The 24,923-nt window shown below is 71.9% G+C and carries 24 protein-coding genes and 1 tRNA gene; 21 read left to right on the plus strand and 4 right to left on the minus strand.

Annotated features, from left to right (window positions below):
• Window positions 1–112: 112 nt before the first annotated feature.
• The 3 genes from FB476_RS04010 to FB476_RS04020 all read right to left on the minus strand — a co-directional run bounded on the left by FB476_RS04010 (window position 113) and on the right by FB476_RS04020 (window position 2,180).
• The gene (locus FB476_RS04010; RefSeq protein ID WP_141817641.1) at window positions 113–949 is read right to left on the minus strand and encodes an ABC transporter permease; all 837 of its coding nucleotides are present in this window, start codon (window positions 947–949) and stop codon (window positions 113–115) included.
• A complete protein-coding gene (locus tag FB476_RS04015) occupies window positions 946–1,947 on the minus strand; it encodes an ABC transporter ATP-binding protein (RefSeq protein WP_141817642.1) in 1,002 nt (333 codons plus the stop codon). Before FB476_RS04015 ends, FB476_RS04010 begins: the two co-directional genes overlap by 4 nt.
• 161 nt (window positions 1,948–2,108) lie before the next feature.
• Window positions 2,109–2,180: transfer RNA gene (locus FB476_RS04020), tRNA-Arg, on the minus strand.
• 84 nt (window positions 2,181–2,264) lie between these two features.
• Between FB476_RS04020 and FB476_RS04025 the strand changes: the two genes are divergently transcribed.
• The 18 genes from FB476_RS04025 (at window position 2,265) to atpD (ending at window position 21,208) form a co-directional block, all read left to right on the plus strand.
• The gene (locus FB476_RS04025; protein ID WP_141817643.1) at window positions 2,265–3,914 is read left to right on the plus strand and encodes an arginine--tRNA ligase; all 1,650 of its coding nucleotides are present in this window, start codon (window positions 2,265–2,267) and stop codon (window positions 3,912–3,914) included.
• Between the two features lie 44 nt (window positions 3,915–3,958).
• On the plus strand, window positions 3,959–4,972 hold the full coding sequence (locus tag FB476_RS04030; RefSeq protein WP_170233515.1) for a homoserine dehydrogenase: 1,014 nt from the start codon (window positions 3,959–3,961) through the stop codon (window positions 4,970–4,972).
• A 283-nt stretch (window positions 4,973–5,255) separates the two neighbouring features.
• Window positions 5,256–7,268: a transcription termination factor Rho gene (rho, locus tag FB476_RS04035; RefSeq protein WP_238329541.1), complete on the plus strand. Its 2,013-nt coding sequence runs from the start codon at window positions 5,256–5,258 to the stop codon at window positions 7,266–7,268.
• Window positions 7,269–7,404: 136 nt separating this feature from the next.
• Window positions 7,405–7,620, plus strand: coding sequence for a 50S ribosomal protein L31 (rpmE, locus tag FB476_RS04040; protein ID WP_141817646.1), 216 nt, complete (start codon window positions 7,405–7,407; stop codon window positions 7,618–7,620).
• Between the two features lie 112 nt (window positions 7,621–7,732).
• A complete protein-coding gene (gene prfA / locus FB476_RS04045; RefSeq protein WP_141817647.1) occupies window positions 7,733–8,824 on the plus strand; it encodes a peptide chain release factor 1 in 1,092 nt (363 codons plus the stop codon).
• Window positions 8,821–9,675 (plus strand): peptide chain release factor N(5)-glutamine methyltransferase, encoded by an 855-nt coding sequence (gene prmC, locus FB476_RS04050; protein WP_141817648.1) that lies wholly within the window; start codon window positions 8,821–8,823, stop codon window positions 9,673–9,675. Before prfA ends, prmC begins: the two co-directional genes overlap by 4 nt.
• 363 nt (window positions 9,676–10,038) lie before the next feature.
• Window positions 10,039–10,899, plus strand: a complete 861-nt coding sequence (locus tag FB476_RS04055; RefSeq protein WP_141817649.1) for an L-threonylcarbamoyladenylate synthase — start codon at window positions 10,039–10,041, stop codon at window positions 10,897–10,899.
• A gap of 35 nt (window positions 10,900–10,934) precedes the next feature.
• Window positions 10,935–12,236, plus strand: coding sequence for a serine hydroxymethyltransferase (locus tag FB476_RS04060; protein WP_141817650.1), 1,302 nt, complete (start codon window positions 10,935–10,937; stop codon window positions 12,234–12,236).
• A gap of 63 nt (window positions 12,237–12,299) precedes the next feature.
• Window positions 12,300–13,436, plus strand: coding sequence for a glycosyltransferase family 4 protein (locus FB476_RS04065; RefSeq protein ID WP_141817651.1), 1,137 nt, complete (start codon window positions 12,300–12,302; stop codon window positions 13,434–13,436).
• 43 nt (window positions 13,437–13,479) lie between these two features.
• Window positions 13,480–13,917 (plus strand): hypothetical protein, encoded by a 438-nt coding sequence (locus FB476_RS04070; RefSeq protein ID WP_141817652.1) that lies wholly within the window; start codon window positions 13,480–13,482, stop codon window positions 13,915–13,917.
• Window positions 13,914–14,198, plus strand: coding sequence for a hypothetical protein (locus tag FB476_RS04075; RefSeq protein ID WP_202876894.1), 285 nt, complete (start codon window positions 13,914–13,916; stop codon window positions 14,196–14,198). The genes FB476_RS04070 and FB476_RS04075 overlap by 4 nt, the downstream gene beginning before the upstream one ends.
• Window positions 14,199–14,286: 88 nt before the next feature.
• Window positions 14,287–15,102 carry a F0F1 ATP synthase subunit A gene (gene atpB / locus FB476_RS04080; protein WP_337678335.1) on the plus strand — a complete coding sequence of 272 codons (816 nt, stop codon included), beginning with the start codon at window positions 14,287–14,289 and terminating at the stop codon, window positions 15,100–15,102.
• A 113-nt stretch (window positions 15,103–15,215) separates the two neighbouring features.
• A complete protein-coding gene (locus tag FB476_RS04085) occupies window positions 15,216–15,431 on the plus strand; it encodes an ATP synthase F0 subunit C (RefSeq protein ID WP_141817653.1) in 216 nt (71 codons plus the stop codon).
• A 147-nt stretch (window positions 15,432–15,578) separates the two neighbouring features.
• Complete coding sequence (locus tag FB476_RS04090; protein ID WP_141819833.1) at window positions 15,579–16,139, plus strand: F0F1 ATP synthase subunit B; 561 nt, start codon at window positions 15,579–15,581, stop codon at window positions 16,137–16,139.
• Complete coding sequence (locus FB476_RS04095; RefSeq protein ID WP_141817654.1) at window positions 16,136–16,945, plus strand: F0F1 ATP synthase subunit delta; 810 nt, start codon at window positions 16,136–16,138, stop codon at window positions 16,943–16,945. Before FB476_RS04090 ends, FB476_RS04095 begins: the two co-directional genes overlap by 4 nt.
• A 91-nt stretch (window positions 16,946–17,036) precedes the next feature.
• Entirely contained in the window at window positions 17,037–18,686 is a 1,650-nt protein-coding gene (gene atpA / locus FB476_RS04100; protein ID WP_141817655.1) for a F0F1 ATP synthase subunit alpha, read from the plus strand.
• A gap of 143 nt (window positions 18,687–18,829) precedes the next feature.
• The gene (locus FB476_RS04105; RefSeq protein ID WP_141817656.1) at window positions 18,830–19,732 is read left to right on the plus strand and encodes a F0F1 ATP synthase subunit gamma; all 903 of its coding nucleotides are present in this window, start codon (window positions 18,830–18,832) and stop codon (window positions 19,730–19,732) included.
• An 18-nt stretch (window positions 19,733–19,750) separates the two neighbouring features.
• Window positions 19,751–21,208 (plus strand): F0F1 ATP synthase subunit beta, encoded by a 1,458-nt coding sequence (atpD, locus tag FB476_RS04110; protein ID WP_141817657.1) that lies wholly within the window; start codon window positions 19,751–19,753, stop codon window positions 21,206–21,208.
• Between the two features lie 159 nt (window positions 21,209–21,367).
• Here atpD and FB476_RS04115 read toward each other — a convergent pair whose 3' ends face one another.
• The gene (locus tag FB476_RS04115; protein ID WP_141817658.1) at window positions 21,368–22,675 is read right to left on the minus strand and encodes an HNH endonuclease signature motif containing protein; all 1,308 of its coding nucleotides are present in this window, start codon (window positions 22,673–22,675) and stop codon (window positions 21,368–21,370) included.
• 137 nt (window positions 22,676–22,812) lie between these two features.
• Between FB476_RS04115 and FB476_RS04120 the strand changes: the two genes are divergently transcribed.
• The 3 genes from FB476_RS04120 (at window position 22,813) to FB476_RS04130 (ending at window position 24,860) form a co-directional block, all read left to right on the plus strand.
• The gene (locus FB476_RS04120) at window positions 22,813–24,039 is read left to right on the plus strand and encodes an acetyl-CoA hydrolase/transferase family protein (RefSeq protein ID WP_202877004.1); all 1,227 of its coding nucleotides are present in this window, start codon (window positions 22,813–22,815) and stop codon (window positions 24,037–24,039) included.
• A gap of 101 nt (window positions 24,040–24,140) precedes the next feature.
• Window positions 24,141–24,422 (plus strand): F0F1 ATP synthase subunit epsilon, encoded by a 282-nt coding sequence (locus FB476_RS04125; RefSeq protein WP_141817660.1) that lies wholly within the window; start codon window positions 24,141–24,143, stop codon window positions 24,420–24,422.
• A gap of 6 nt (window positions 24,423–24,428) precedes the next feature.
• A complete protein-coding gene (locus tag FB476_RS04130) occupies window positions 24,429–24,860 on the plus strand; it encodes a DUF2550 family protein (RefSeq protein ID WP_141817661.1) in 432 nt (143 codons plus the stop codon).
• The last annotated feature ends 63 nt before the right edge of the window (window positions 24,861–24,923 follow it).

Here is a 24,923-nt window from a genome sequence, read left to right on the forward strand (position 1 = left end):
CCCCTGTCAAGCCTAGCCCCTGCCCGGCTCGGTCGGGCGACGGGGGGACGGCACGTCGCGCTGCCGTCCCCCCGGTCGTCCGGAGGGGGCCGGGAGGCCCCCACGACCCAGGTCAGGTCACGTCGCGGCGGGCGGTCAGCACCCACCCGATGACGGTCATCACCGCCGCGTAGACGAGCAGCGTGAGGGACGCGACCCACCAGGAGAGCTGGTCGGGGTTGAAGCCCATGGTCTGCGCCGCCGCCGGGTCGATGCCCTCGAAGACGCTGAGCGCCGCGGTGCTCGCCTGGCTCGGGAAGAACCGGGCGGCGTCGGCGAGCGCGTCGACGAAGGTGATGCCGAGGCTGAGGAGCGGCTCGACGAGGAAGGCGAAGGCGACGCCGACGAAGAGCGCCACCACCTGGTTGGGCAGCAGGACGCCGAGGCCCAGACCCATGAGGCCCCACAGGACGAGGACGAGCAGCAGGCGCAGCAGCACCGTGCCGAGGTCGAGCGGCTCCGGGAAGAGCGGGACGCCCGCGATGAGCAGGGGTATGCCGCCACCCACCACCGCACCGAGCACGTGCGCCAGCCCGTTGAGAACGACGACGATGGACAGCGCCACGATCTTGGAGGCGACCACGCGGCCCCGCCGGGGGGAGGCCAGGAAGGTGGCGGTGAGGGTCTTGTGCCGGTACTCCGAGCCCATGGTGAGGATGCCGAGCACCATCGCGAGCAGGTAGCCCACCTGCAGGCCGCCGGTGTAGATCATCCGCGTCAGCACGGTGTCGTCGAACAGCTCGCGACCCGGGACCAGCTGGCCGTCGGCGCCGGGCATCTCGACGAAGAGCAGGAAGGCCCCGGTGATGGCGGCGAAGACCGCGGCGAGGATGAACTGCGCCAGCGGCATGCCCCACGCCATCCGGGTGGAGAACGACTTGAGCAGCTCGGAGCGGACGAGCCCGGTCATCGGGGAGCCTCCTCGGAGGTGGCCGGCCCCGACAGCTCGTGCGGGGTCCCGGCGGGCGGCGGTGCGGTCTGGCGGTTGCGGTTGCTGTGCTCCGGGGCCTCGGTGAGCTCGAGAAAGAGTCGCTCGAGGTCGGTGCGCAGCGGGCGCAGCTCGTGGACCGGCTGGCCGGCGGCGAGCGCGACGTCGCCGACGCGGGCCGGGTCGGCGGTGAGCACCCGCAGCGTGCCCGGGGCGTCGCCGGCCTGCGCGGTCAGGCCCGCGGTGCGCAGCGCCTCCGCGAGCCGGGGCGCGTCGGGCGTCCGGACGAGGACGGCCGGGTCGCCGTGCAGCTCGTCCATCGTGCCCTGGCGCACCAGGTGGCCGTTGGCGATGATCACGACGTCATCGACGGTCTGCTCGACCTCGGAGAGGAGGTGGGAGCTGATGACGACGGTGCGGCCCTGCTCGTGCGCCAGGTGGCGCAGGAACCCGCGCATCCAGCGGATGCCCTCGGGGTCCAGGCCGTTGGCCGGCTCGTCGAGGACGAGCACCTCGGGGTCGCCGAGCAGCCCCGCGGCCAGGCCGAGGCGCTGCCGCATACCCATGGAGTAGGCGCCGGCGCGCTTGCGGGCGGCCGCCGGGATGCCGACGAGCTCGAGCAGCTCGTCGACGCGGCTGTCGGGGATGCCGTGGGTGGCGGCCAGCACGCGCAGGTGGTCGCGGCCGGAGCGGCCCGGGTGGAAGCCGGTGGCCTCCAGGGCCGAGCCGACCACCCGCATCGGGTTCTCGAGGTCGGCGTAGCGCCGGCCCCCGATGAGCGTCTCGCCGGAGGTCGGGCGGATCAGGCCCAGCACCATGCGCAGGGTCGTGGTCTTGCCGGCCCCGTTGGGCCCGAGGAATCCGGTCACCCTTCCGGGCCGGACCTCGAAGGTCAGGTCGTCGACGGCCCGGAGCGGCCCGAAGGTCTTCGTGAGACCTCGGACGCTGATGCCGGTGCCGCCCTCGCGAGCGTCGGTCATGGGCGGCAGTCAACCAGCCGGGCCCCACCGGCCACATCCCACCCCGGTGGGAGATCGGGTCTCCGTCGCGCGACGGAGACCCGCGTCGCACCGGGACGGGGCGGGCCCCGGACGAGCGAGAGGGCCGCCGCCCGCTGGTGCGGACGGCGGCCCTCGAGAGGCGCCCCCGGCAGGATTCGAACCTGCGCTCCCGCCTCCGGAGGGCGGTGCTCTATCCCCTGAGCTACGGGGGCAACAGCGACAAACTGTAGCAGCCGACGCGGGTGGGGCAGAACGCCCCGTCCGAGGGCACCGTTGCGGGCAACTAGACTTGCGGGGTGACCCCCGAGCAGCTCGCCGACGCCATCCACGCAGTCCTGACGGAGGCCGCCTCCGACGGTCTCGCCGTTCCCGTGCCCGACCGGGGCGCCGTCCGGGTGGAGCGTCCGCGCAGCCGCGAGCACGGTGACTGGGCGACCAACGTCGCCCTCCAGCTCGCCAAGGGCGCGGGTATGCCGCCGCGCCAGCTCGCCGAGCAGCTCGCCGAGCGCCTGCGCCAGGTGCCCGGTGTGGCCGCCGTCGACGTGGCCGGGCCCGGCTTCCTCAACATCACCCTCGACGCCGCGTCCGCGGGCAGCCTGGCCCGCACGATCGTGGAGGAGGGCCAGCGCTTCGGCACCAACGACACCCTCGCCGGGCACGTCGTCAACCTCGAGTTCGTCTCCGCCAACCCGACCGGCCCGCCCCACATCGGTCACACCCGGTGGGCCGCCCTGGGTGACGCCCTGGGCCGGCTGCTGCGCGCCAGCGGTGCCTCGGTGACGACCGAGCACTACATCAACGACCACGGTGCGCAGATGGGCAAGTTCGCGCGCTCGATCCTGGCGCGCGCCACCGGCGACGAGATCCCCGAGGGCGGCTACCCGGGCGAGTACGTCGTCCCGCTGGCCGAGCGCCTGCTGGCCGAGCGCCCCGACGTGCTCGAGCTGCCGGAGGAGGAGCGCGTCTCCGTCGCCCGCGAGCTCGGCTACGCCTGGATGCTCGAGCAGATCAAGGACACGCTGCGCGCCTTCAACGTCGAGTTCGACGTGTGGATGCCCGAGTCCCGCCTGCACGAGGGCGGCAAGGTCGAGGAGGCCGTCGCCCGGCTGCGCGAGCAGGGCCACGTCTTCGACCAGGACGGCGCGGTGTGGCTGCGCACCACCGACTTCGGCGACGACAAGGACCGCGTGCTCATCCGCGCCAACGGCGAGCCCACCTACTTCGCGGCCGACGCCGCCTACTACCTCGACAAGAAGGACCGCGGCTTCCCCGAGAAGATCTACATGCTCGGCGCGGACCACCACGGCTACGTCGGCCGGCTCAAGGCGATCGCCGCCTGCGCGGGCGACGACCCGGAGAAGAACATCGAGGTCCTCATCGGCCAGCTGATCAACATCAGCGGCGAGCGGATGGGCAAGCGCCGCGGCAACGCGGTCTTCCTCTCCGACCTCATCGAGTGGATCGGCACCGACCCGGTCCGCTACTCCCTGGCGCGCTTCCCCGCGGACACCCCGCTCGACCTCGACGGCGAGGAGCTCCGCAAGCGCTCCAACGACAACCCGGTGTTCTACGTCCAGTACGCCCACGCGCGCACCTGCAACGTCGCGCGGCTCGCGGGCGAGGACGGCGTGCGCCGCGAGGACGGCTTCGACCCGTCGCTGCTGCAGCACGAGACCGAGGCGGCCCTGCTCGCCACCCTCGGCGACTTCCCCCGGATCGTCGCCCAGGCCGCCCAGCTGCGCGAGCCGCACCGGGTCGCCCGCTACCTCGAGGAGCTCGCCGGCCACTTCCACAAGTGGTACGACGAGTGCCGCGTCCGGCCCACGACCGCCGACGAGGAGATCACCGACCTCCACCGCACGCGTCTGTGGCTCAACGACGCCACCCGCCAGGTGCTCGCCAACGGTCTGCAGCTGCTCGGCGTGTCCGCGCCCGAGCGCATGTGACGCCGACCCCGACCTCCCACCCCGACGACGACCGGAGCGCGCCCGTGCCCACGCCCCAGCCCACGTCCCACACCGCCACGACCGACGTCTCCGCCCCGCTGCGCGTGGCGCTGCTGGGCGGCGGCACCGTCGGTGCCGCCGTCGCGCGCCTGCTCGGCGAGCGTGCCGAGCTGCTCGCGGCGCGGGTCGGGCGTCCCCTCGAGCTGGTGGGTGTCGCCGTCCGCGACACCTCCCGCGTCCGCGACGGCGTCGACCCGGCGCTGATCACCGACGACGCCGTCGCCCTGGTCGACGGCGCCGACCTGGTCGTGGAGGTCATGGGCGGGCTGGAGCCCGCCCGCTCCCTGATCGAGCGCGCGCTGGTCCGCGGCGTGCCCGTGGTCACCGCCAACAAGCAGCTGATCGCCCAGCAGGGGCCCGAGCTGCACGCGCTCGCCGCCGAGCACGGCACCGACCTGCACTACGAGGCGGCGGTCATGGCCGCCGTCCCGGTGATGGCGGTCGTGCGCGAGAGCCTGGCCGGCGACGAGATCGCCTCGATCTCCGGCATCGTCAACGGCTCCACCAACTACGTGCTCGACCTCGTCGCGCGCAAGGGCGTGCCCTTCGAGGACGCGGTGCGCCAGGCCGGCGAGCTGGGCTACCTCGAGGCCGACCCGACCGAGGACCTCGAGGGCCTCGACGCCGCGGCCAAGATCGTGCTCCTGGCCCGCACCGCGTGGGGCCTGCCCGTCACGCTCGACGACGTGCAGCGCCAGGGCATCACCCACCTCACCGACACCGACTTCGAGCAGGCCGCGGCCAACGGCACGGTCATCAAGCTCGTCGCCTCGGCCTGGCGGTCCTCCGCCGGCGGGGGAGACCGGGTCGAGGTCGCGGTGCGTCCGGTCGCGCTTCCGCAGGACGACCCGCTGGCCCAGGCCCGCGAGGGGGCCAACGTGCTCATCGTCGAGGCCCGCTCCGCCGGGACGCTGCGCCTGCACGGCGCCGGCGCGGGTGGCGACGCGACCGCCTCGGCGGTGCTCGGCGACATCGTGCGCGCGGCCCGCGTGCGCTAGCACGGGAGGCCCTCGACGCGCTGGTGGGGGGTGTGGCGCGGCGGGGGCTCCGTGTTATGTTGGGCACGCTCCCGTGAGCATGGGCGGCCGCCGGTGGCGGTCGGTTCCGGAGCACTCCACCCCCACGGACCGCGAGTCGACGCCCGACGTCCCGTTTCTGTGCTGGCCGTCGAGCCTGTCCGTCCGTGGCACGTCACCTCCGGTCGTCGTCGAGACACCGGACCATCACCCCGAGAACCCCGTGAGTCCGGCCAGCGGTCGGTCGAGGGGGAAGGACAACCACGTGACCGAGATCACCGAGTCTGCAGCGACCAAGACCGGTTCGCTCAGCACCCTGCGCCTCGCCGAGCTGCAGCAGCTCGCCAGCAGCATGGGTATCGCCGTCAACGCGAAGATGCGCAAGGCCGACCTCGTCTCGGCCATCCGCGAGCGTCGGGGCGGCGGCGCTGCTGCTCCGGCCGCGGCCCCGCGGACGGCCCCGGCCCGCACCTCCGAGCGGGCCGGCACCGACGCCGCCCCGGCCGAGGCGCCCGAGACGAAGACCGCGCCGGCCGCCGAGCCGGCCCGCGCCGAGACCCCCGCCCCGGGGGCCGACCCGGCGAGCGGCCTGGAGGCCGCCCTCGACCGTGCGCAGGCCGAGCGAGAGGGGCGCACCCGTCGCACCCGGCGCGCCGGCTCCCACGCCGGTGCTCCCCGCAGCGCCGAGGGTCGTGAGCAGGCCGCCGCGCCGCAGGCCGAGACCGCCGCGCAGGCCGAGGTCCGAGAGCGCGCCGAGCGCGCCCCGCAGCAGGAGCGTGGCGAGCGCGCCCCGCAGCAGGACCGCGGCGAGCGTCAGGGCCGCCAGGACCGTCAGGACCGCGGCGAGCAGGGCCAGCAGGACCGCGCCGAGCGCCAGGACCGCCGCGCCGAGCAGGACGCCCGTCAGCAGGAGCGCACGCAGGGCGGCCAGCAGCACGGTGACCAGCAGGGCGACGACGAGGACGGCGAGCGCGGCGGTCGTCGCCGTCGCAACCGCCAGCGCAGCCGTGACCGCAAGCGCGGGCGCGGCAGCGACGCCCCCAACGGCACCTCGGGCGGCTCGCAGCGCGACGACGACGAGGGCTACTCCGACGAGGACGTGCTCGTGCCGGTCGGCGGCGTGCTCGACCTGCTCGACAGCTACGCCTTCATCCGGACCACCGGTTACCTGCCGGGCCCGACCGACGTCTACGTGCCGATGAGCATCGTGCGCAAGCACGGCCTGCGCAAGGGTGACGCCGTCACCGGTGTCATCAAGGCTCCCGAGGACGACGGGCACAACCAGCACACCGTCTCCGCGACCGGCAACAAGCGCGACCGCGGCAAGTTCAGCGCCCTGGTGCGCCTGGACAGCGTCAACGGCCAGCCCCCGGAGGCGGCGCGCAACCGCCCCGAGTTCTCCCGGCTGACCCCGCTCTACCCGCAGGAGCGCCTGCGGCTGGAGACCGACCAGAAGAACCTCACCACCCGGGTCATCGACCTGGTCGCCCCGATCGGCAAGGGCCAGCGCGGCCTGATCGTCTCCCCGCCCAAGGCGGGCAAGACGATGATCATGCAGGCCATCGCCAACGCGATCACGACGAACAACCCCGAGGTCCACCTGATGATCGTCCTCGTGGACGAGCGTCCGGAGGAGGTCACGGACTTCCAGCGCAGCGTCAAGGGCGAGGTCATCGCCTCGACCTTCGACCGCCCGGCGACCGACCACACGATCGTGGCCGAGCTGGCGATCGAGCGGGCCAAGCGCCTCGTCGAGCTGGGCCAGGACGTCGTGGTGCTGCTCGACGGCATCACCCGCCTGGGCCGCGCCTACAACCTCTCCGCCCCGGCCTCGGGCCGCATCCTCTCCGGCGGCGTCGACTCCTCGGCGCTCTACCCGCCCAAGAAGTTCTTCGGCGCGGCGCGCAACATCGAGAACGGCGGCTCGCTGACCATCCTCGCCACGGCGCTGGTCGAGACCGGCTCCAAGATGGACGAGGTGATCTTCGAGGAGTTCAAGGGCACCGGCAACATGGAGCTGCGGCTCTCGCGCCAGCTCGCCGACCGCCGCACCTTCCCCGCGGTCGACGTCAACGCCTCGGGCACCCGTCGTGAGGAGATCCTCATGAGCGGCGAGGAGCTCAAGATCATGTGGAAGCTGCGCCGGGTGCTCTCCGCCCTCGACCAGCAGCAGGGCATCGAGCTGCTCATCGACCGGCTCAAGAAGACCCGCCACAACTACGAGTTCCTCACCCAGGTCCAGCAGACCGCCTCGGCCCGCCTGGACGACGAGGACTGACCAGCTGCTCCATCGGCGGCGGGTGCGGAATTTTGCCGCCCCGCCGCCGGTTTGGCAGAATGTCCCAGTTGGCCCACCGGTTCACGGCGCGCACCCGGCGCTGCCGACCCGGGGGAACCACCACCCTAGGAGAATCATGAAGAAGGACATCCACCCGGCGTACGTCGAGACCCAGGTGACCTGCACCTGCGGCGCGACGTTCACGACCCGCAGCACTTCGACCTCGGGCAAGATCAGCGCCGACGTGTGCTCCAGCTGCCACCCGTTCTACACGGGCAAGCAGAAGATCCTGGACACCGGTGGTCGTGTCGCCCGCTTCCAGGAGCGCTACGGCAAGAAGGCCGGCAAGTAAGTCTTCCGACGCCGGCCCCGTGACATCGTCACGGGGCCGGCGTTCGCCTTTTCCCGCACCTTCCCCCACGACGCCCCGCCCTCCGACGGGCACGCAGCGAAAGAGGTATGGCGTGAGCACCTCACCCTTCGGGTCGGCCCGCCCGCTCCTCGACGAGCACGCCGAGATCGAGCGGCAGCTCGCCGACCCCGCGGTGCACGCGGACCCGACGGCGCTCAAGCGCCTCAACAAGAGGTATGCCGCGCTGTCGCCCACCGTGGCGGCCTACCGTGCGTGGGAGCGCGCCACCGACGACCTCGAGGCCGCCCGCGAGCTCGCCGCCGACGACCCGTCCTTCGCCGAGGAGATCCCCGCGCTGGAGGAGGCCGCGGCCGCCGCCACCGAGGTGCTGCGCCGCCAGCTCGTGCCCCGCGACCCCGACGACGACCGCGACGTCATCCTCGAGGTCAAGGCGGGGGAGGGCGGCGAGGAGTCGGCGCTCTTCGCCGGCGACCTGCTGCGGATGTACCTCCGCTACGCCGAGCGCCGTGGCTGGCGCGCCGAGGTGCTCGACGGCACGCCGTCGGACCTCGGCGGCTACAAGGACGCCCGAGTCTCGATCTCGGCCACCGGCACGCCGGCTCCGGGCGAGGCGCCGTGGGCCCGGCTCAAGTACGAGGGCGGCGTGCACCGTGTGCAGCGCGTGCCGGTCACCGAGAGCCAGGGCCGGATCCACACCTCCGCGGCCGGGGTGCTCGTCATGCCCGACATCGACGACCCCGCCGAGGTGGAGCTCGACCCCCACGACCTCAAGATCGACGTCTTCCGTTCCTCCGGCCCGGGCGGGCAGTCGGTCAACACCACCGACTCCGCCGTGCGCATCACGCACCTGCCGACCGGTCTCGTCGTCTCCTGCCAGAACGAGAAGTCGCAGCTGCAGAACAAGGAGTCCGCGCTCCGCGTGCTCCGCGCCCGGCTGCACCAGATGGCGGTCGAGGAGGCCGAGGCGGCGGCGAGCGAGCAGCGCCGCAGCCAGGTCCGCACCGTCGACCGCAGCGAGCGCATCCGCACCTACAACTTCCCCGAGAACCGCATCGCCGACCACCGCACCGGCTACAAGGCCTACAACCTCGACCAGGTGCTCGACGGCGACCTCGACCCGGTCGTGCAGTCGGCCGTCGACGCCGACGAGGCCGCCCGGCTGGCCGGTCTGGACGGCGCGTGAGGATCGACCAGGTCCTGCGGTCCGCCACCGCGACGCTCTCCGGCGCCGGGGTCGCCAGCCCGGCCGTGGACGCCGAGCTGCTGCTCGCCCACGCCAGCGGCCGTGAGCTCGGTGACCTCCGGCGGGCCCGCATCCTCGGCGAGGAGCTGCCCGAGGAGACGCGAACGGCCTACCTCGAGCTGGTGGAGCGCCGTCGCCGCCGGGTGCCGCTGCAGCACCTGACGGGCTCGGCCCACTTCGGTGGGGTCGACCTTCACGTCGGGCCGGGCGTCTTCGTGCCCCGGCCCGAGACCGAGGTGCTCGTCGGGCTCGCGCTCCGCGCGCTGGACGGACGCGAGGGGCCCACGGTCGTCGACCTGTGCACCGGCAGCGGCGCGATCGCGCTGGCCGTCGCCCGCGCGCGACCCGACGCCCGGGTGGGGGCCGTCGAGCTGTCGGAGGAGGCGCACGCCTACGCCTCGCGCAACGTGGAGGCGGCCGGCTCGGGGGTGGAGCTGCGCCTCGGTCGCGCGCAGGACGCCTTCGGCGACTGGCTGGGGCAGGTCGACGTCGTGACGAGCAACCCGCCCTACATCCCGCCGGACGCCGTGCCGATCGACGTCGAGGTGCGCGAGCACGACCCCTCGCTGGCGCTCTACGGCGGGGGCGAGGACGGGCTGACGGTGCCGGTCGAGGTGGCCGCCCGCGCGGCCGAGCTGCTGCGGCCGGGCGGGGTGCTGCTCATGGAGCACGCCGACGTCCAGGGCGAGGCGCTGCCGGCGCTGCTGGCCGCCCAGGGGGCGTGGCGCGAGGTGGAGGACCACCGCGACCTCGCGGGCCTGCCGCGCGTCACGCGCGCCGTCCGCGCCTGACCGCCGGGTCCGGACGCGGGTCCGCCCCGGGTGCCCTGCGGCACCCGGGGCGGACCCGTGTGTGAACTGGGGCGAAAGCCCTCAGAAGATCCAGATCAGCAAGGCGATGATGAGCAGGATGCCCACGATCGTCCAGATCAGTCCGCTTCCGCGCATGAGTCACTCTCCTTCAGGGGTCGTCGGCGCTTGTGCGCCGCCGGCGTGAGAGAACTCTTGCGGAGCCAGGACAGGCCTGCAACCTCAACGGACACCCCCTGTCCAAGGTTGCGACCGAGGACGGCACTTCCGGCCCGCAATGACAGACTGGTCCCCGGACCGGTCGGCGGACCGGACGAGGAGCAGGACACCCGAGGAGGAGCCCCCATGGCCGATGGCGCCGCGCCGTCGCTGCAGGACAGGCTGTACGACTGCACCGACCCGCAGGCCCGCACGGAGGCGGTCGAGGCCGCCGCGGCCGCGGTGCGCGACGGCAAGGTGGTCGTGCTGCCCACCGACACCGTCTACGGCGTCGGTGCCGACGCCTTCGACGTGGTGGCCGTCGCCATGGTGCTGGCCGCCAAGCACCGGGGCCGGGACATGCCCCCGCCCGTGCTCGTGCCCAACCCGCGGACCGTCGACGGCCTCGCCGTGGACGTCCCCATGTACGCCCGCATCCTCATGCGCCAGTTCTGGCCCGGGCCGCTCACCGTCGTGCTCAAGGCCCAGCCCTCGCTCCAGTGGGACCTGGGGGAGACCAACGGCACCGTCGCGCTGCGGATGCCCGACGACCAGGTCGCGCTGCAGCTGCTGGCCGACGTCGGCCCGATGGCCGTGACGAGCGCCAACGTCACGGGGCGCCCGGCCGCGACCACCGGCCGGGAGGCCCTGGACCAGCTCGGGGGAGCGGTGAGCGTCTACCTCGACGACGGTCCCCGCACCGGCGGGCTGCCCTCGACCATCGTGGACTGCACCGGCGAGGAGGCGGTCGTGCTGCGCCACGGCGCGCTGGGCGCCGACCAGCTCCGTCAGGTGATCGGCACGACCGTCCTGCACGACAGCCCCGAGGCGGCCGCTGCCGCGCACGCGGCAGCGGTCGAGGCGCACGTCGACGAGCAGGCGCAGGACACCGACGAGGAGCCTGGAGACGAGGGCGCCACGGGCCGGGAGCCAGCCCGTCTCGTCGGCAGCGTGGTGCCCAGCGGCGTGACCGTCCCGCCGGGCTCCGTGCGCACCCTGACGCCCTGACGGCGCGGCCCCGACCACCCCCTAGAGTGGCTCCCATGACCACCCCGGTGAACCCTGACACCTACTACGGCCCGAGCTTCGGGGCCCTGCTGGAGCAGGACCCCGAGATCGCCGAGCTGCTCGTCTCCGAGCTCGACCGCCAGCGCAGCGGCCTGCAGCTCATCGCGAGCGAGAACCAGACCAGCCCCGCCGTGCTCGCGGCCCTGGGCTCGACGCTGTCCAACAAGTACGCCGAGGGCTATCCGGACGCGCGCTACTACGGCGGCTGCTCGGAGGTCGACAAGGTCGAGAAGCTGGCGATCGAGCGGGCCAAGGCCCTCTTCGGCGCCGACCACGCCAACGTCCAGCCGCACTCCGGCGCCAGCGCCAACCAGGCCGTCTACGGCGCCTTCGCCTCGCCCGGCGACACCGTGCTGGCGATGTCGCTCGACCACGGCGGCCACCTCACGCACGGGTTCAAGGTGAGCTTCTCCGGCAAGTGGTTCAACGCCGTCCACTACGGCGTGCACCCCGAGACCGAGGACATCGACTACGACCAGGTCGAGGCGCTTGCCAAGGAGCACCGCCCCAAGATCATCCTCGCGGGCGGCTCGGCCATCCCGCGCCTCATCGACTTCGAGCGCTTCCGCGCCATCGCCGACGAGGTCGGCGCGATCTTCTGGGTCGACGCGGCCCACTTCATCGGTCTCGTCGCGGGCAAGGCCATCCCCTCGCCGGTGCCCTGGGCCGACGTCGTCTCCTTCACCACCCACAAGGTGCTGCGCGGCCCCCGCGGCGGCGCGATCGTGTGCAAGGAGGAGCACGCCAAGAAGATCGACCGCGCGGTCTTCCCGATGATGCAGGGCGGTCCGCTCATGCACGGCGTCGCGGGCAAGGCGGTCAACTTCGCCGAGTGCGCCACCCCGGCCTACCAGGACTACGCGCGCCAGGTCGTCGAGAACGCCGCCGTGCTGGCGCAGTCGCTGGGGGAGAAGGGCATCCGCCCCATCACCGGCGGCACCGACACCCACCTGTCGCTGCACGACCTGCGCGGCGTCGGCGTCACCGGCATCGACGCCGAGGCCCGCTGCGACGCGGCCGGCATCGTGCTCAACAAGAACGCCATCCCGTTCGACCCCGAGAAGCCCAACGTGGCCTCCGGCATCCGTGTCGGCAGCCCCTCGGTGACCACCCAGGGCATGGGGACCGAGGAGATGCGCGTCATCGCCGACCTCATCCACCGCGCGGTCACCGAGACCGACGGCACCCCGGACCACCCGGTGGCCGTCGAGATCCGGGCGCAGGTCACCGAGCTGATGACCGCCCACCCGGCCTATCCGGAGCCGGCCCAGGCCTGACGTCCGGAGCGCGCCCCGCGGGTCGGGGCGCGCACCGGCGGGGCGGACGGCAGGAGAGGCGACGTGCGCGAGTTCCTACTGGTGCTGCTGACCGCGGCGGTCGTGACCTACCTGGCGACCCCGCTGGTCCGGCGCCTCGCCCTCGCCACCGGCGCCATCACCGCCGTCCGCGACCGGGACGTGCACACGGTGCCGATCCCGCGCCTGGGCGGCGTCGCCATGCTCGTGGGCTTCGCCGCCGCCGTGGCGCTGGGGGAGCAGCTGCCCTATCTCGGACAGCTCTTCGACTCCTCGCCCCAGCTCTGGGGCGTGCTGCTCGCCGCCGCGATCATCACCCTCCTGGGCGCGCTCGACGACATCCGCGAGCTGGACTGGATGACCAAGCTCGCCGGGCAGGTCATCGCCGGCGGCGTCATGGCGTTCTTCGGCGTCCAGCTGCTCTCCCTGCCCATCGGCGGGGTCACGGTGCTGCCCGAGCCGGTCATGGTGACGCTGACGATCCTCGTCGTCGTCATCTCGACCAACGCCGTCAACTTCATCGACGGCCTCGACGGGCTCGCGGCCGGGGTGGTCCTCATCGCGGCCTCGGCCTTCTTCGGCTGGTCCTACCTGGTGAGCGCCAACTTCGACCCGCCCAACGTCTTCTCGATGGCCACCTTCATCAGCGCGGCGCTCATCGGAGTGTGCGCGGGCTTCTTGCCGCACAACTTCCACCCCGCCCGCCTCTTCATGGGCGACGCGGGGGCGCTGCTGCTGGGCCTGCTGCTGGCCGCGGCCACGATCTCGATGACGGGCTCGGTCGACCCGAGCTCCTCGCTCGCCAGCGCCTCCGCCGCGGCCGCGCTGCTGCTGCCGCTGGCGATCCCGGTCGCCATCCTGGGGCTGCCCTTCGTCGACATGGTCCTGGCGGTGCTGCGCCGCACCCGCGCCGGTCAGCTGCCCTGGAAGCCCGACCGCGGCCACCTGCACCACCGCATGCTCGACATCGGCCACAGCCACCGCCGGGCGGTGCTCCTCCTCTACCTCTGGGCCGCCCTCATCGCGGTCGGCTCGGTGTCCTTCGCCTACCTCCCCGCGTGGGTCTCGGGCATCGGCATCCTGCTGCTCCTCGTGGTCGCGATCGTGCTCACGCGGCGGCCCTGGCAGGGTGGGCCGAGGGCCTCCCCACCTGCGGTTTCGCCGGACGGACAGACCTTGTGATAACTTTCACAAGCGCTGCCCGCCGACCCGAGGAGCCCTCTGCATGACCTCCCCCGCACCGACGCGCCCGCGGCGGACGCCGCTGCGTTCGATGCTGCTGGGCGGCCTGGTCCCGAGCGCCCCCCTGGTGGTCCTCGTGCCGCTGCTGACGTGGGCCGCCGCCGGCCCCTGGGCTGCCGTCTCGGCGCTCCTGGGCGCCGTGCTCTCCGTCGTGGTCTTCGTCCTCGGCGTGGTCGGCATCAAGGGCGTCCTCACCGGCCCCACGGCCTCGACGATGGCCGGTGCCTTCGGCGTCTTCGTGCTCCAGCTCGCGGCCCTCGCCGCCGTCATCTGGTCGCTCGGCCAGACGACCTGGCTCGAGGTGGTCCCGCTGGCGATCGCCTTCATCCTCGTCGGTATGGTCTTCCAGGCCGGCCTGGTCGTCGGCTACCTGCGGATCCGCACGCCCCTCGACGTCACCCTCCCGGGGGAGACCCGATGAGCGAGCAGCCCCGCGACGAGGCGCCCGACCCCTCGGTCGAGCGTCCCACCCCCGTCCCGTCCCCCTACGGCGGCTCCGAGGCCGACGTCCCCGGCATGGCCCGGCAGACCGACCTCGGCAACGCCGTGATCGCCTACCTCCTCGCCGGCCCGCTGACCTTCGGCGGGCTGGGGTTCCTGCTGGACCGGCTGCTCGACACCTGGTTCGTCATGCCGGTGGGGGTCGTCGTGGGGATGGTGCTGTCCTTGTACGTGATCTGGCTCCGGTACGGTAGGTCATGACGTCCGTGTGCCGTTCGGAGCCATCGGCGTCCTTCCCTGCTGGGGAGCTCGCCCCGACACCCGTCGAAACCTGTGAGAAGGAGTACGCGTGAGCGCGACCGCTACGGCCGCTGGGCTGATCGTGCCGATGGCCGAGGATTCCCACTTCCCGCCCACGCCGGGTGACTTCTGGCAGCCCCTGTTCGCCATCCCGGGCACGGACTACTACTTCACCCGGCCGATGCTGCTGCTGGCCATCGCCACCGTGGTCCTCATGGCCTGGCTGTGGCTGACCACCCGCCGCGCGGCCATCGTGCCGTCGAAGAGCCAGTGGGTGACCGAGCAGGTCTACAACTTCGCCCGCAACGGCGTGGCCCGCGACATGATCGGCAGCAAGGACTTCCTGCCCTTCGTGCCGTTCATCTTCTCGCTGTTCACCTTCATCCTGCTCAACAACCTGTTCGGCATCATCCCGCCGTTCCAGAACCCCACGATGGCGCGCGTCGGCTTCCCGATCGCCCTGACGCTCATCGTGTACGTGGTCTACCACTGGGTGGGCATCCGCAAGCAGGGCGGCGTGGGCAAGTACCTCGGCTCGCTGCTCCCGGGCGGTCTCCCCGGCTGGATCAAGCCGTTCATCCTGCTGCTCGAGCTGATCACCTTCTTCATCACGCGGCCGCTCACGCTGGCCCTGCGACTCTTCGGCAACATGTTCGCCGGCCACATGCTGCTGGTGGTCTTCATCATCGGCGGCTGGTACCTCTTCAAGACCTACGACCCGGCGCTCATGGCCGTCGCGATCCCCGCGTGGATCCTCGGCGTCGCGCTGACCGCCTTCGAGGGCCTGGTCCAGTTCCTCCAGGCCTACGTCTTCGCCCTCCTGGCCGCCTCCTACATCGGTGGCGCCCTGGCGGACGAGCACTGAGCGGATCCCGCTCCCGCGGCCCCGGCCGCGACGCCCGACCCCACAACTGAATAGCTACGAAGCCTCCGGCGTGGCGCCGCCTCGCCGGGACATCACACAGAAAGAGATTCGACGTGACTGGTGACATCACCCTTCTCGGCTACGGCGTGTCCGCCATCGGCCCGGCCATCGCCGTGGGTCTGATCTTCGCTGCCTACATCAACGGCGTCGCCCGCCAGCCCGAGGCGCAGGGCAAGCTGCAGCCGATCGCCATCCTGGGCTTCGCGCTCGCCGAGGCGCTGGCCATCTTCGGCCTGGTCCTCTTCTTCATCGCGTTCTTCGTCAGCTGACGACGCCGCTTCCGCCCATTCCAGACCAGTTCCGCTGCGCTCCCGGCCTGACCGGCCGCGCAGGGAACACGTATACGTGAGGAGCCGCGCGTGGACTACACCACGATCGCGTCGGGCGTCCTGAAGGCAGCCGAGCAGGCCCAGCCGATGGGCGCCGGGGAGGACGCCGTCCCGATCCTGCCCTACCTGCCGGAGCTCGTCTTCGGTCTGATCGTCTTCGGCCTGTTCTACTTCTTCGTCGCGAAGAAGATCGTGCCCAGCCTCGAGAAGGTCTACGCCGAGCGCACGGCCGCGATCGAGGGCGGGATGCAGGCTGCCGAGCAGGCCCAGGCCGAGGCGGCTGCCGCGAAGAAGCAGTACGAGGACCAGCTGGGCGAGGCCCGCGCCGAGGCCGCTCGCATCCGCGAGCAGGCCAAGGAGCAGGGTGCCCAGATCGTCGCGGAGATGCGGGGCCAGGCGCAGGCCGAGGCCGCTCGCATCACCGAGACGGCCCACAAGCAGATCGAGGCCGAGCGTCAGCAGGCCCTGGTCCAGCTGCGTGGTGAGGTGGGCGAGATCTCCACGGCCCTGGCGAGCAAGATCGTCGGGGAGTCGCTGGAGGAGGAGGCCCGTCAGCGCGGGATCGTCGACCGCTTCCTGGCCGACCTCGAGGCCGGCTCGGTCCGCCCGGAGAAGCTGGGCGCGAACGGCGAGCAGGGTTCCCTGTGAACACCGGCTACCGCAGGGCCTACCAGGAGGCCGCCTCGGCCCTCGAGCAGGTGCTGCAGGCCGGCGACGGGACCCGCCTGGCGGAGGAGCTGTGGGCGGTGGCCACGACCGTGGACGCCAACCCGGTGCTGCGCCGCAACCTCGGGGACCCGTCCCGCGAGGGGCAGGACAAGGCCGCGCTGGCCGAGCGTCTGCTCTCGGGCAAGATCCACGACGAGGCCCTGGCGGTCGTCCGGGCCGTCGTCGCCCAGCGCTGGCCCGAGCCCGCTGACCTGGTCAGCGCGCTCGAGCAGCTGGCCGTCGAGGCCAACCTCGCCCACGCCCAGGGCCTCGGCCGTCTGGGCCAGGTCGAGGACGAGCTGTTCCGTTTCGGTCGGATCGTCGAGGCGACGCCCGACCTGCAGGCCGCGCTGAGCAACCGGCGCGCCGACGCGGGCAGCAAGGCGACGCTCGTCGACCGGCTGCTGTCGGTCAAGACGGCGCCGGAGACGGTCCGCCTGGCCAAGATGGCGGTCGCCAGCACCCGCGGGCGCCGCTTCGACCACGCGCTGAAGGCCTACCTGGAGCAGGCGGCTGCCCGCCAGGACCAGGTCACGGCCACCGTCGTCAGCGCGGTGCCGCTCACCCCCGAGCAGCACGACCGGCTGGCACGCACGCTCAGCGCGCAGTACGGCCGCCAGGTCCACACCAACGTGGTCATCGACGAGGACGTCGTCGGTGGCATCCGGGTGGAGATCGGCGACGAGGTCATCGACGGCACGGTCCGCCACCGGCTGGCCGACGCCCGCCGGCGGATGACCAGCTGAGCACCACACCCCCCGGCACCCCCACCGCATACCCCACCCCAGCCACTGGTCCGCAGATGACGAGCACGGACCGACGACGAGGAGAAGAGACATGACGGAGCTTTCGATCCGTCCGGAAGAGATCCGCGACGCACTGGACCAGTTCGTCCAGTCCTACGAGCCGAGCGCCGCCTCCCGCGAGGAGGTCGGGCGCGTGGTCGACGCCAGCGACGGCATCGCCCACATCGAGGGCCTGCCCTCGGTCATGACCAACGAGCTGCTGCAGTTCGAGGACGGCACGCTGGGTCTGGCGCTGAACCTCGACGTGCACGAGGTCGGTGTCATCGTCCTGGGCGACTTCTCCGGCCTCGAGGAGGGCCAGCCGGTGCGCCGCACCGGTGAGGTCCTGTCCGTGGCCGTCGGCGACGGCTACCTGGGCCGCGTCGTCGACCCGCTGGGCAACCCGATCGACGGCCTGGGCGAGATCCAGACCGAGGGCCGCCGTGCGCTGGAGCTGCAGGCTCCCGGCGTCATGGCCCGCAAGTCGGTCCACGAGCCGCTGCAGACCGGCATCAAGGCGATCGACGCGATGATCCCGGTCGGCCGTGGTCAGCGTCAGCTGATCATCGGTGACCGCCAGACCGGCAAGACCACGGTCGCGGTCGACACGATCCTGAACCAGAAGGCCAACTGGGAGTCCGGCGACCCGAACAAGCAGGTGCGCTGCATCTACGTCGCGATCGGTCAGAAGGGCTCGACCATCGCCGGCGTGCGCGGCACCCTCGAGGAGAACGGCGCGCTGGAGTACACCACGATCGTGGCGGCCCCGGCCTCGGACGCGGCGGGCTTCAAGTACCTAGCCCCCTACACCGGCTCGGCCATCGGCCAGCACTGGATGTACCAGGGCAAGCACGTCCTCATCGTCTTCGACGACCTGTCCAAGCAGGCCGAGGCCTACCGCTCCGTGTCGCTGCTGCTGCGCCGTCCGCCGGGCCGCGAGGCCTACCCGGGCGACGTCTTCTACCTGCACTCGCGGCTCCTCGAGCGTTGCGCGAAGCTGTCCGACGAGCTCGGCGCCGGCTCCATGACCGGTCTGCCGATCATCGAGACCAAGGCCGGTGACGTCTCGGCGTACATCCCGACCAACGTCATCTCGATCACCGACGGCCAGATCTACCTGCAGGCGGACCTGTTCAACTCCAACGTCCGCCCGGCGATCGACGTGGGTGTCTCCGTGTCCCGCGTCGGTGGTGCCGCGCAGATCAAGGCGATGAAGTCGGTCTCCGGCCGTCTGAAGGTCGACCTCGCGCAGTTCCGCGAGATGGAGGCCTTCGCGATGTTCGCCTCCGACCTCGACGCCGCGTCCAAGGCGCAGCTCGAGCGCGGTGCCCGCATGGTCGAGCTGCTCAAGCAGCCGCAGTCCTCCCCGGTCCCGGTCGAGGAGCAGGTCGCCGTCATCTGGGCGGGCACCAACGGCCACATCGACGAGGTGCCCGTCTCCGACGTGCGCCGCTTCGAGGCCGAGTGGATCGACTACCTGCGCCGCAACCAGCAGGCCCTGCTCGACGGCATCCGCGAGAGCGGCAAGCTCGGTGACGACACCGAGGCGACCCTGCTCGACGCCATGAAGGCCTTCAAGCAGGAGTTCCGCGCGGACGACAGCCACGAGGTCAAGGCCGGCTCCGACGAGGACTTCGAGAACATCGACGGCCTGGCGGAAGAGGACGTCGACCAGGAGCAGATCAAGGTCCGTCGCCGCTGATCACCGCAAGGTATGCCGTGAGCCGGGTGGGCGCGGGCGCCCCGCGCCCACCCGGACGGGCACCTTTCCCGAGGGCCTGACGGCATACCCGACGGCCAGCACCGACACCACCAACGACTCCAGCCGAACAAGAGAGGCGAGATATGGGAGCGCAGCAGCGGGAGTACCGCCAGCGCAGCCGGTCCGTCCAGTCGACGAAGAAGATCACGCGGGCGATGGAGCTCATCGCCGCCTCGCGCGTGGTCAAGGCCCGCCAGCGCGTGGCCCAGACGACCCCGTACGCCAACGCGATCACCCGCGCGGTGTCGGCGGTCGCCAGCTACTCCGACGTGGACCACCCGCTGACCACCGAGCGCGAGAACGTCAAGCGCGCCGGCGTCCTGATCATCACCAGCGACCGCGGCCTGGCCGGTGCCTACTCGGGCAACGTGCTCAAGCGCACCGAGCAGCTGCGCGAGCTGCTGGTCGAGGACGAGGGCAAGGAGATGGTGCCCTACCTCACCGGGCGCAAGGCCGAGGGCTACTACCGCTTCCGCGGGCGTGACTTCGAGCAGTCCTGGTCGGGCTTCTCCGACGCCCCCACCTTCGAGGTGGCGCGCGAGATCGCCGAGCGGCTCACCGCCGACTTCATCGCGGGCTCCGAGAACGGCGGCGTGGACGAGCTCCACATCGTCTCCACCCGGTTCGTCAACATGGTGACCCAGGAGGTGCAGGTCGTGCGCCTGCTGCCCCTGGAGGTCGTCGAGGACGACTCGCCGGTGACCGACGAGGACATCTACCCGCTCTACGAGTTCGAGCCGGACGGTCCTGCGGTCCTCGACGCGCTCCTGCCGAAGTACGTGACGTCCCGCATCTGGAACGCGCTGCTGCAGGCGTCCGCCTCCGAGCTCGCCGCCCGCCAGCGGGCGATGAAGTCGGCGACGGACAACGCCGAGGAGCTCATCAAGACCTACACCCGGCTGGCCAACCAGGCTCGCCAGGCCGAGATCACCCAAGAGATCAGCGAAATCGTGGGCGGCGCGAGCGCCCTCGCCGACGCCAAGTGAGAAGGAAGCACTGACATCATGACTGCTACCACTGACGCTCCGGTGCAGGAGCAGACGCAGGGCGGCGTGGGTCGCCTGGCCCGGATCATCGGCCCGGTCGTCGACGTCGAGTTCCCGCCCGGGCAGATGCCCGCGCTCTACAACCTGCTCAAGACCGAGGTCACCATCGGTGACCGCACGAGCACCATCAACCTCGAGGTCGCCCAGGACATCGGCGACAACATGGTCCGCGCGATCTCGCTCCAGCCGACCGACGGCCTCGTCCGCGGCGCGGCGGTGCAGGACACCGGCGGCCCGATCATGGTCCCCGTCGGCGACGTGACCCTCGGCCACGTCTTCAACGCGACCGGTGACGTCCTCGACCTCCCCGAGGGCGAGACCCTCGAGGTCACCGAGCGCTGGGGCATCCACCGCCAGGCGCCGGCCTTCGACCAGCTGGAGTCCAAGACCCAGATGTTCGAGACCGGCATCAAGGTCATCGACCTGCTGACGCCCTACGTGCAGGGTGGCAAGATCGGCCTGTTCGGCGGCGCCGGCGTGGGCAAGACGGTGCTCATCCAGGAGATGATCGCCCGTGTCGCCCGCGACCACGGTGGTGTGTCGGTGTTCGCCGGTGTCGGCGAGCGCACCCGTGAGGGCAACGACCTCATCGTCGAGATGGAGGAGGCCGGCGTTCTCGGCCAGACCGCCCTCGTCTTCGGCCAGATGGACGAGCCGCCGGGCACCCGTCTGCGCGTCGCGCTGTCCGCGCTGACGATGGCGGAGTACTTCCGTGACGTCCAGAAGCAGGACGTGCTGCTCTTCATCGACAACATCTTCCGCTTCACCCAGGCGGGCTCGGAGGTCTCCACCCTCCTCGGCCGTATGCCGTCCGCGGTGGGCTACCAGCCCAACCTGGCCGACGAGATGGGCATGCTCCAGGAGCGCATCACCTCGACCCGTGGTCACTCGATCACCTCGATGCAGGCGATCTACGTGCCGGCCGACGACTACACCGACCCGGCCCCGGCGACCACCTTCGCCCACCTGGACGCGACGACCGAGCTCTCCCGCCCGATCGCCTCGATGGGTATCTACCCGGCCGTGGACCCGCTGGCCTCGACCAGCCGGATCCTCGACCCGCGCTACATCACCCGCGAGCACTACGACACCGCGGTCCGGATCAAGTCGATCCTCCAGCGCTACAAGGAGCTGCAGGACATCATCGCGATCCTCGGTATCGACGAGCTCTCCGAGGAGGACAAGATCCTCGTCGGTCGCGCCCGTCGTATCCAGCGCTTCCTGTCGCAGAACACCTACGTCGCCAAGCAGTTCACCGGCATCGAGGGTTCGACGGTCCCGCTGGCCGACACGATCGAGGCCTTCACCAAGGTCGCGGACGGCGAGTACGACCACGTGCCCGAGCAGGCCTTCTTCATGTGCGGTGGCCTCGACGACGTCGAGCGCCAGGCCGCCGAGCTGGAGAAGAACAGCTGAGCACCTGACACAGGTATGACGAAGGGCCGGCGGTCGACGACCGCCGGCCCTTCGGCGTCCCGGGGGAGGGGCGAGGACGCGCACGCCGCTGGTGAGCGTTGCGGGGCGCGTCGGACATGCCTCAGCGCCCGGCCGGTTGGGGCCGGGCTCGGGGCGTGGTCATCTCAGGTGCCACCTCACCCCGAGCTCGGTCACGGTCGCCGTCAGGTTGCGGTCGTGCACGAACGTGTGGTGCCTCGGACACAACAGGGCGTAGTTGCTCAGGTCTGATCGCCCGCCCATCGCCCAGGGCACGACGTGGTGGGCGTCGCACCAGGTCGCGGGCACGGTGCACCCCGGAATCGTGCACCCCCGGTCCCGAGCGGCCAACCTGACGCGCTGTGCGGGGGTGACGAGGCGCTTGCGGCGGCCCTGGTCCAGGATCTCGCTTGGTCCGCCGAGGACGACGGGGATGATGTCGGCCTCACAGGCCAGCTTGCGGATCGCCTCCGCCCGCACCGGGGTCCCCGCCAGGGTCGAGCCGACACCGGGCAGGTGGCCACCGGTCTCGGACAGCTGCCGCTTGAGCGTCTCGAAGTCGAGCGTCACCATCAGGGTGGCCTTCGGGGTGGTCGGCTGACCGGCGGTCCCCGCGACACCACGGCGGAGCACGGTCAGGAACGCGTCGTACTTCCGCTGGGTCGCCGTCCGCAGATCCAGCTCGCCCGTGGCGTCCTGCTCCTCCTTCGACGCCGGCGCTGCGAGCGGGGAGTCGATGATGGCCTTGGCGGCTTCGTAGTCGGCGTCGTCGCCGAAGGTGATGATCCACCGCTTCACCGACCCGTCCGCCAGGCTCGACTCGTGGATCCCGCGCATGGCGTGCTTCTTGCGGGCCTTCGCCTCGTGGTCCCGCTCGTCCACGCAGGACGCGACGAGCCGGTCCACGATCCTGCCGATGTCCTTGTCGTCGAACACCGGGTCGGACCCGGCGTCGGCGAGCAGCTCGACCGCGGCGGCGTACTCCTCCGGCGGCAGGCCCGGCCGGACCCGTTGCAGGGCCCGGTGCAGCCTCGCCGCCCGCGCCAAGCTCATGTCACCGGACTTGACGCGTTCGATCAACGGTGCGTGCACCGGCTCACGACCGGCCTGCGCCAAACGGGCCAGGTCCATCAGCGCCCGCCGCTCCAGGTCGGGGCACTTCAGCGCGAGCCAGTCCACCACCGAGAACCCCTCGGCCAGGTGCAACCCCCGGTCCACGGCCTCCGTGGCCATCACCAACCGGGACCGCTCCAGATCCGACACCGCCCGGGAGATCCACCCGAGGGACTCCACGACGAGGTCGTCCTGCACCAGCTCCGGCCGGCTTACGTCAACCGGAAGGTCCGCCGCGACCCACCCGCGGTCGGGCCGGTCCGCCTGCAGCCAGGAGTGACCGGCCGCCGACTCCGTCCCCCTCGGCGGCCGCACCGTCCCCAACGGCTGCTGCATACCTCGATCATATGTTCGAACACCGACAGACCTGCGCACCTGGACCGGCGCGTCGCCAACCGGCCCACGAGTGCGCCGCGCCAGGCGTCCACCCGATTCCCCGTCCTACGCCCGGTCGTAGCACAATGGATCTCGTGATGACCGTCGACGAGGCCGCCCTGGCGGCCGCCCTCCGCCGTCTGCCCGAGAACCCGCGCGTCGTCGCGTCGGGGAACCACAGCCTCCCGTGGGAGCTCGTGCGCATCGTCGACGAGCACGTGGAGAGCTACGTGCTCAACTGCCTCAACGGGCCGCCCGGCCTGCCCGAGCGCGAGGGCGTCGTCATCGAGACGAGCTTCGTGGGGGCGGGTCAGCGCCGTCACCCGGGCCTGCGCTACGTGCCGTCCCGCCTCTCCCTGGTGCCGGTCCTCTTCGCCCGGACCCTGCCGGTGGACGTGGTGCTGCTGCACTGCGCCCCGCCGCGTGACGGCGTGCTCTCGCTCGGCATCGAGGTCAACATCCTCCCGGCGGCGATCGAGGCCTGCCGCGAGCAGGGCGGGCTGGTCGTGGCGCTGATCAACGACAAGATGCCCTACACCCACGGCGACGCCCTCGTGCCGATCGAGCACGTGGACCTGGCCATCGAGACCAGCACCCCGCTGCCCACCCCGCCCCCGTCGCCCCCGCTCGGTGACGACGTGCGCACGATCGGCGAGCGCGTCGCGGCGATGGTCCCGCAGGGCGCCACCCTGCAGATGGGCATCGGGGCGGTCCCGGACGCCGTCCTGGCCGCCCTCACGGGCCACCGCGGGCTGCGGCTCTGGACGGAGATGTTCTCCGACGGCGTGCTCGCTCTCGACGCGGCCGGCGCGCTCGACACCGAGCATCCGCTGACGACGTCCTTCCTCTTCGGCTCGCAGGACCTCTACGACTGGCTCGACGGCAACCACCGCGTGCACCTGCTGCGCACCGAGCGCACCAACGACCCCGCCCTCATCGCGCGGCAGCGCGCCATGACGTCGATCAACACGGCGCTGGAGGTGGACCTCTTCGGGCAGGCCAACGCCTCGCGCATCGACGCCCGGATCCACAGCGGCTTCGGCGGGCAGACCGACTTCATCGTCGGCGCCCTGCACTCCCCGGACGGACAGGCGATCCTGGCGCTGCGGTCCTGGCACCCCAAGGCCGACGTCTCCTCCATCGTGCCGCTGCTCGACGAGCCGGTGACCTCCTTCCAGGCCTCTGCGATCGTGACCGAGCAGGGCGTGGCCCCGCTCTTCGGCCGCAGCGAGAAGGAGCAGGCCGCCACCCTCATCGACCACGCCGCGCACCCTCGCGTGCGGGCCGAGCTGTGGGAGGAGGCCGCGGCCCTCGGGCTGGCCTGACGGGTGGTCGCGCGCCCGCCCCGGAGGGGTCCGGTCGCGCCTCGCGGGACCGCTAGACTGGAGGGACCGTCTGGCCGAACACCCGAGAGGACAACACCGACGTGAGTGCACTGAAGGTCGAGCTGGTCGCCGCGGACCGCAAGGTCTGGGAGGGCGAGGCCTCCATGGTCAGCGCCCGCAGCATCGAGGGCGAGCTCGGCATCCTCCCGGGTCACACGCCGCTCCTCGGCGTCCTCGTCACCGGCGACGTCCGCATCGCCACCGGCGGTGGCACCGAGACCGTCACCATCGACAGCGGCTTCCTGTCGGTCGACCACGACCGCGTGGTCATCGTCGCCGACAACGTCGACGCCGCCGGCCTGGCCTCCGCCCCCACCGCCTGAGGCACCATGTCGCAGAGCCTCGTCCTCGTGATCCTGGCCGCCGTCGGCGCGCTGGTGATCCTGGGCCTGGGGCTGGCCATGTTCCGTCGCTTCGGCGACCAGGGCCTCGTCTGTCCGCCGATGCCCGTGGCCTACCGCGGCACCCCGTCCGAGGGTGCCTGGCGCCGCGGCACGCTCCGCTTCACCGAAGACCGTCTGGCCCTCCGCGGGCCGGGCGGTCTTTCCGCGGGTCCGTGGATCCGCGGCAACCTCGACCTCGGCGTCGCCACCACGGTCACCGGCACCGCCGCCCGCGAGATCGGCCGTGAGGGCCTCATCGAGGTGCCCGTCAGCTACGGCAGCTCCACCTTCGACCTCGCCCTCGACGAGCAGCACTACACCGCGCTGCGCGCCTGGGTGGAGGCCGTCCCACCGGGCTGGATGAGCAACGTCGCCTGAGGCCCCCGCAGAGACACAGTCTCCCGAGGGCCCTCTCCCGTCTCCCGAGCGATTTCCCAGCCG

The organism is Ornithinimicrobium humiphilum, from assembly GCF_006716885.1.
In the GTDB taxonomy this organism is placed as follows: Bacteria; Actinomycetota; Actinomycetes; order Actinomycetales; family Dermatophilaceae; genus Ornithinicoccus; species Ornithinicoccus humiphilus.